Annotated in this window: 4 protein-coding genes and 1 tRNA gene; 1 reads left to right on the plus strand and 4 read right to left on the minus strand. The window is 67.1% G+C overall.

Going from position 1 to position 4,598, the window contains the following annotated elements; genetic code table 11:
* Nucleotides 1–106: 106 nt before the first annotated feature.
* The 3 genes from VIM19_05385 to VIM19_05395 form a co-directional block, all read right to left on the minus strand.
* Entirely contained in the window at nt 107–1,156 is a 1,050-nt protein-coding gene (locus tag VIM19_05385) for a branched-chain amino acid ABC transporter permease (GenBank protein ID HEY5184336.1), read from the minus strand.
* Nucleotides 1,157–1,262: 106 nt separating this feature from the next.
* Nucleotides 1,263–2,534, minus strand: coding sequence for a branched-chain amino acid ABC transporter substrate-binding protein (locus tag VIM19_05390; protein HEY5184337.1), 1,272 nt, complete (start codon nt 2,532–2,534; stop codon nt 1,263–1,265).
* A 174-nt stretch (nt 2,535–2,708) separates the two neighbouring features.
* On the minus strand, nt 2,709–3,308 hold the full coding sequence (locus VIM19_05395) for a response regulator (GenBank protein ID HEY5184338.1): 600 nt from the start codon (nt 3,306–3,308) through the stop codon (nt 2,709–2,711).
* Between the two features lie 54 nt (nt 3,309–3,362).
* On the opposite strand from VIM19_05395, the gene VIM19_05400 reads away from it, so the two are divergent.
* Nucleotides 3,363–3,436, plus strand: a tRNA-Leu gene (locus tag VIM19_05400).
* A gap of 19 nt (nt 3,437–3,455) precedes the next feature.
* Here the strand turns inward: VIM19_05400 and VIM19_05405 are convergent.
* Nucleotides 3,456–4,598, minus strand: a 1,143-nt coding sequence (locus tag VIM19_05405) for an MFS transporter (GenBank protein HEY5184339.1), incomplete at its 5' end; no start/stop codon positions are given.

Consider the following 4,598-nt stretch of genomic DNA (forward strand, 5'->3'; position numbering starts at 1 on the left):
ACCGCCGCGATGACGAAACCCGACGCCCAACGGCGGTTGTGGTTGGCGACCAGGTCGGACTTCTTCGTCGGCGACGACACGACCTCGGGAGCGCGGAGCGACATCGTCACACCTTCTCGATCGTCGGCTTGCCCAGGATGCCCTCAGGTTTGAAGACCATGAGCAGGATGAGGATCGTGAACACGACCGTCTGGGACCACTTCTGGCCCAGTCCGTAGGGCAGACCGTCGTTGAAGCCTTGGATGAGACCGATGAGCACGCCACCGAGCACTGCACCCTGCAGGTTGCCGATGCCGCCGAGGACCGCAGCAGTGAACGCGATCAGACCCAGCTGGAATCCGGCGTCATAGCGAGTCGTCCCGAACGTCTCCAGGAACAGCACCCCTGCGGCGCCGGCCATCGCACCGCCGAGCGCGAACGTGAACGAGATGGTCCGGTTGACGTTGATGCCCATGAGTCGAGCCGCGTCCTGGTCCTGTGCGGTCGCGCGCATCGCCTTGCCCTGGCGGGTTCGCTGGACGATCCACGACAGCAGCAGCAGGAGCGGGATCGTCACCAGGAACACGACGATGGTCGAGTAGTCGAGGGTCACCTCGCCGAAGGAGATTCCGCCTTGGGGGATGACCGTCGGCCAGTTCTTCTGCGTCGATCCGTTTAGAAGCAGACCGAACCACTGGAAGATGAAGCTCACGCCGACGGCGGTGATGAGAGGTGCGAGCTTGGGTGCTCTTCGCAAGCGACGGTAGGCCACGGCTTCCGCGGTGACGTTCATCGTGGCGCAGATCGCCATCACGAGGACCAGCGTCAGAAGCAGGTCGATCCAGTCCTTGGCAGACCCGCTTGTCGCACCGAGCCAGTTCACCAGGATGATCGAGCAGAAGACCGACCCGAGCATGAACAGGTCGCCGTGGGCGAAGTTGATCAGTTCGATGATGCCGTACACCAGGGTGTAGCCGAGTGCGACGAGCGCGTAGATGGCCCCGATGCGCAGGCCGTCGAGTGCGACGTTGATCCACTGTGTCGGCGACGCGAAGAAGTTCCACACGAGCCAGGCCACGAGCCCGACGAGCAGCGCGATACCCACCCAGCGCTCGGCCTTCTCGCGTCGCAGGAGTACAGGGCGAGAGTCGGCCACTTCGACTGCGGTGATGGTCATCCGGCGAACCCTTCGTCAGCGTGCGAACATCGCCCGGAACCTAGCAGGTCGGGCGGGGCCACAGGCCCCGCCCGACCAACTTGTCGCTAGTTTCTTGCCTGTTCTGTCAGCCGGAGACTGGCCAGACCTGGACCTTGGCTTCGTCGTTGCTCTTGATCTGCAGGATGGTGATGTCCTTGACGTTGACGTCACCCGTGGCCTGGTCGATCTTGATCTCCTTGCCGATGGCAGAGACGTCGGCGGGGATGTCGATCCCGGCGCCGCTGAACACCGCCTTGGTCACGCCAGCACGCGTTCCGTCGGACTGCTTGATCGCGTCGAGGATGACCTGGACCGCGGCGACACCGTACAGGGCGTAGGGGGTGTCGGGCGGGCCGCCGTAGGTGCTCGTGTAGTCAGTGAGAAGCTTCGCCGCCGCGCCACCCTGCGCCTTGAGGTCGTCGAGCGCGAGACCGGGGAAGGACAGGTACATGCCCTGGCCCTGCGGCAGCGCCTTGAGCTCCTTGAAGCCCTCGAAGCCGTCGGGACCCATGAACTTGACCTTCTCGTTGTCACCGAGCACGGCGACCTTGTCCTTGACGAGCTGGCCGCCGTTCTTGTCGTAGATGCCGCCGACGTAGATGCAGTCCGGGTTCTTCGCCTTGATCTTCTCGAACAGGGCGGTGTAGCTGGGCTGCTTGCTGTCCCACGGGTCGTTGCCCAGGACGGTGATGCCGACCTTGGGGGCCTCGTCGGCGAACGCCTTGGCGACTCCCTGACCGTAGGTCTCGTTGTCGTTGAGGACGTAGCACTGCTTGACGCCGAGCTTCTGCGCCATGAACTGCGCGGCAGCACGACCCTGGTTGTCGTCGGTGGTCACCACACGGGCGTAGTTGCGCTTGCCTGAGGGGTAGTACTTGTCAGGCTCGCCCGGGTCCCAGCTCTTCGTGAGGCCAGGGTTGGTGTTCGCCTGCGAGACCATGAGCATCGGACCCGAGGGGTCCTGGTTGAGCACCGGCACCTCGATCTTGGCGCAACCGGAGTTGTACGTTCCCATGACGGCGACCTCGTCGGTGTTGGCGACGTGGTCCTGCGCGTTCTTCGTGCACTGCGCCTGGTCCCACTGCCCGGCAGCGGCCGTGGAGTCGTCGTACTTCTTGAACTGGATGGTGTAGTCGCCGACCTTGTTCCCGATCTGCTTGAGGTACAGCTCGATCGCATTGTTGGTGGAGTCGGAGGCGTCCTTCGACGACCCCTGCAGCGGCAGGTCGGTCGAGATGACGACCGTCTTGCCGCCGGCGGCAGCGCTGGAGCTGCCGCTGCCCGACGACGAGCCGCAGGCGGCCAGTGCCAGGCTGCCCGCGATCGCGAGGGCACCGATCTTGTAAGCGTTACGCATATCCCGTCCTACCGTGAGAAACGCCCGATTTTTCCGGGTCTGGATGGCCCCGAAACCTAGCAGCGATCTCGACCGGCGGGGTCTCGGGAGACCCAAGAATGCGTCACTGTCGGATCACGCTTTGGTGACGACCGGCGAGGTCCGCGCTCACGACTCGCGACCGTCACGGTCCCGTTACTCGGTGGTGACCTCGCGGATCACGACATCGGCCACCTCGCGCATGGACAAGCGCCGGTCCATGGCCGACTTCTGCAGCCACCGGAAGGCGTCCGCCTCGGTCAACGCGTACTTCTGTTGCAGCAACGACTTGGCCCGTTCCACCCGTTTGCGCGTCTCGAACCGCTCCTCGAGATCGGCCACCTCGGACTCGAGCGTGGTGATCTCCGCGTATCGGGAGACCGCGAGCTCGATCGCGGGGACGAGGTCGCCCTTCGTGAACGGCTTCACGAGGTAGGCCATCGCACCGGCGTCACGAGCGCGCTCGACGAGCTCGCGCTGGCTGAAGGCCGTGAGCATGACGACGGGCGCGATGCGCGCCGATGCGATGCGCTCGGCGGCGCTGATGCCGTCGAGCACCGGCATCTTCACGTCGAGCATGACGACGTCGGGCCGAAGCTCCTCGGCCAGTCGAACCGCCTGCTCGCCGTCCCCGGCCTCACCGACGACGACGTAGCCCTCCTCGCGGAGCATCTCCACCAGGTCGAGGCGGATGAGCGCCTCGTCCTCGGCGACGACGACGCGCAGGGCAGCTGGCTCGCTGGGGGTCTCGGTCACGCCCGAAGCCTAGGAGGGGGCCGAGACATCCGCGGCCGGTAGTCTTCCTCCGCCGCCCCGATAGCCCAACCGGCAGAGGCAGTGGTCTCAAACACCATCCAGTGTGGGTTCGAATCCCACTCGGGGCACCCCGCTCCTCGGTCCGGCTCACCCGGTCGAGGCGGACGACGCGGCGCCTTCTGCCGCCAGACGACGCAGCTCGGCCTCGGTCAGCCGGTAACGGCGCAGCACCGGCAGGCTCACGAGCATGAGCACCGCCGGCAAGACTCCGAACCCGACGGCGATGGCGGTGAGGGCGGACGCTGGCTGCTCCACGGTCTGTCCGGACGTCGTCGAGACGAAGCCGCCGAGCGCCAGGACCAGCCCGAAGGCGGCAGGGCCCAGCGCGAAGCCCAGGGTCTCCCCCGCGGTCCAGACGCCGGTGAACGCCCCGGACCGGCGGCGCCCGGTGCGCAGCGAGTCGGCCTGGATCGTGTCCGGCAGCATCGCGAGCGGGAACAACTGCTGACCGGCGTACCCGATACCTGCCACTCCGACGCCGACGAGCAACACCCATGTGGGCGAGTGCCCCGCGGTCGCCATCACGACCGCACCCGCGAGGAAGCACAGGGTGGCCCACCGGAACCCGGTCTCCTTGCCGCGCCGCTCCGCGACGAGGCGCCACACCGGGACCAGCAGGATCGCCGGCGCCACGAGCGCCACGAACAGCACTGTCGTCAGCCCCTTGGCCCCGAGGAGGTACTCCGCGACGTACGGCGCACCCGCGAGCGCCGCGGACGTGCCGAGTGCCTGGATCACGAACGCGGCGAACAGGACGCGGAAGTCGGGGTTGTCGCGCACCGCCCGCAGCTGGTCGCCGATCCCGCCGCCGGGCTCGGCGCGCAGGACCGACGGCACCGCGCGCGTCGCGAGGATCGCCGTGAGGAACCCGACCAGGAACAGCCCCGCGCAGACCAGCCCCATGAAGCGGTAGCCCGAGGCCCCGTCTCCCCCGGCCTTCACCAGCGCGGGCGCCCCCGCACCGAACACGAGGATGGCCAGGGTCAGGAAGGCGATGCGGTAGGTCATGAGCGAGGTGCGCTCGGCGTAGTCGTCGGTGAGCTCGGCGGGCTGGGCGACGTAGGGGACCTGGAAGAACGAGAAGCCGGTCGCGGCGCCGATGAACGTCACGGTGACGTACGCCGCCGCGGCGCCGCCCGTGATGCCGCCGGGCCCGAAGAACATCAGGGCGAAGAAGACAGGAAGCACGATCGCACCGCGCACCATCCACGGGATGCGAGATCCCCACCG

Source organism: Actinomycetes bacterium (assembly GCA_036510875.1).
Taxonomy (GTDB): domain Bacteria; phylum Actinomycetota; class Actinomycetes; order Prado026; family Prado026; genus DATCDE01.

Coding starts and splice junctions, on each gene's coding strand:
- VIM19_05385 (HEY5184336.1), bottom strand. CDS start 1,156: ATGACCATCACCGCAGTCGAAGTGGCCGACTCTCGCCCTGTACTCCTG.
- VIM19_05390 (HEY5184337.1), bottom strand. CDS start 2,534: ATGCGTAACGCTTACAAGATCGGTGCCCTCGCGATCGCGGGCAGCCTG.